We start from the raw sequence: 1698 nt of genomic DNA, 5'->3' as shown, positions 1-1698 counted from the left end.
GACCGTCAATGGTATTAACGTTAAGCATGGATGGTTTTAATACAATATTGAAACGGGAGGATCTTACTTCACGGGCCAGTTGGGTCCGGTTGAGCCGGTGGCCCGTGGTGCCGACCCTTCGGTCGTGCAATGCATAGATGACCGCCGTCTTCGATAACACCGTGGGGCTGTTCCCGGAACAACGGGCCAGGGCTATAGGGGCTGCAGGCGCCCGGATTCCTCGAAAACCAAATTCAGTGGGGACCCGAATACGGTCAAACCGGGCTTGGCGGAGAATTCGGGAAGAAGTGCCCGACTGACCCAGAGGGCCTTGAGATCGAACGTGTTTCGGACCCTTGCCAAACGGGCGCCGGATGGCTTGGGCAGCATGTTCAGCGCCTGTTCGACGGATTGCCGGTCATCCTGCATGGGCACCGGCATCCGCCGTGGGCGTTGCCATGGGACGCATCGGTCAGGTCGAGCAAAACCAGGCAGCCATAGTCGGGCCTTGGCTCCCCCCTTCACGCCGCCAGAAACCGGTCACGTTGGGATCCATCCCGTCACTGGAAATATTTTTGCCCATCTCGTCGACGATCAGGATATCCAGGTTCGTATCCGGCTCACGAACGGTCCAGGTCTGCGCCCCCGCTTTCCGCCACCGCATTCAGCACCTCCAGGTCCAGGGTGTCGTCCGTGGGGTCGAAGCCCATTTCGATAAACAGGGCGGCGCCGGCTATATCCGGAATCGGCGGCATATCCAAGGTTTGAGCTTCTTCGCACTTTCGCCGCCGCAACAGGATAAGCGCGTTTTTTGAATAGCACTCGATTAAATCCAGCTTTAAGCGCCTGTTTTCCCGAAGTCGCTATGCCAGCATGGTGGCCTGCTCGTCAGAATCCAGGAACTATACGATGGATATTTTGGGCTCGCTCGTCAGCAGACCGGCACTTTGTATGATTTAATTGTCGCAAGAGTCTGTCTGCGAGCAATGGAAGTAGAGGGCCGGTGGTAATCATCCATTCTTTCTGAGCCAGCCCTCTTTGGTTAAATCTGTTTTTTATTTGAGGCCCATACAATTGCCATAATAGGTTACGGTGGCTGGCCAATCTGAAAAGATACCCAGAATACCCACGTCCTTTGCGAGCACATCGAGCAATACATATGCATCACCGTCATTGTTGATCACATCTGTCACTGACTGGTAGTAAAACCCGCCACCATCTTTGAGGAATCCAGAGCGCTCCAGGGTCCATGTAATGATGTCGAGGCCTGCATCCTTTGCAGCAATAGCATATACAGAGGGCACAATGTTATCGACGTCCAACGCAAGGAGCATATACATTGGCGGTGCGATGATATTCACGCCCTTATCGACTAAATCCTCCATAGTCGGATCCCATGTGTTCGGGTTGTTGTGATCAAATCCAGGTTCGCCGTAACGGCCATCGAGATAAACAGCCTGCTTGGCGAATCGCGGCTCATTATTGATCCAATATTCTAAATCTTCGAGGACAAAGGACTGAGGATAGACTTTCTTCGGCGAAACACCGGCTGCTTTGTATTCGTCAATCATCTGCTGGGCATAATCTTCCTGGGTATAACCCTTATATGGCATTAGTACGCTGGGAGACTTAAGTTCAGGTGTCATTTTCACACCAAGTTCTTTAAAAAGATCAATGCTCTCTTTATGGGTAACCAGTGTTCCGCATGTAGAGTACAAG

Annotated in this window: 3 protein-coding genes and 1 pseudogene; all 4 read right to left on the bottom strand. The window is 52.4% G+C overall.

Features of this window, described 5'->3' with window-relative positions; genetic code table 11:
- Positions 1-192 precede the first annotated feature (192 nt).
- Positions 193-408: a hypothetical protein gene (locus ABYV26_RS24995; RefSeq protein WP_372684057.1), complete on the bottom strand. Its 216-nt coding sequence runs from the start codon at positions 406-408 to the stop codon at positions 193-195.
- Positions 409-451: 43 nt separating this feature from the next.
- On the bottom strand, positions 452-643 hold the full coding sequence (locus tag ABYV26_RS24990; protein ID WP_372684056.1) for a hypothetical protein: 192 nt from the start codon (positions 641-643) through the stop codon (positions 452-454).
- On the bottom strand, positions 600-740 hold the full coding sequence (locus ABYV26_RS24985; RefSeq protein WP_372684055.1) for a hypothetical protein: 141 nt from the start codon (positions 738-740) through the stop codon (positions 600-602). The genes ABYV26_RS24990 and ABYV26_RS24985 overlap by 44 nt, the downstream gene beginning before the upstream one ends.
- 294 nt (positions 741-1034) lie before the next feature.
- Positions 1035-1698 (bottom strand): annotated as a pseudogene (locus ABYV26_RS24980) (glycerophosphodiester phosphodiesterase); the annotation flags it as partial.

It is taken from the genome of Desulfosarcina sp. (assembly GCF_041551955.1).
Classification (GTDB): Bacteria; Desulfobacterota; Desulfobacteria; order Desulfobacterales; family Desulfosarcinaceae; genus Desulfosarcina.
The sequence above is the reverse complement of the archived record's forward strand: the minus strand, read 5'-3'. Positions and strand labels throughout refer to the sequence as shown.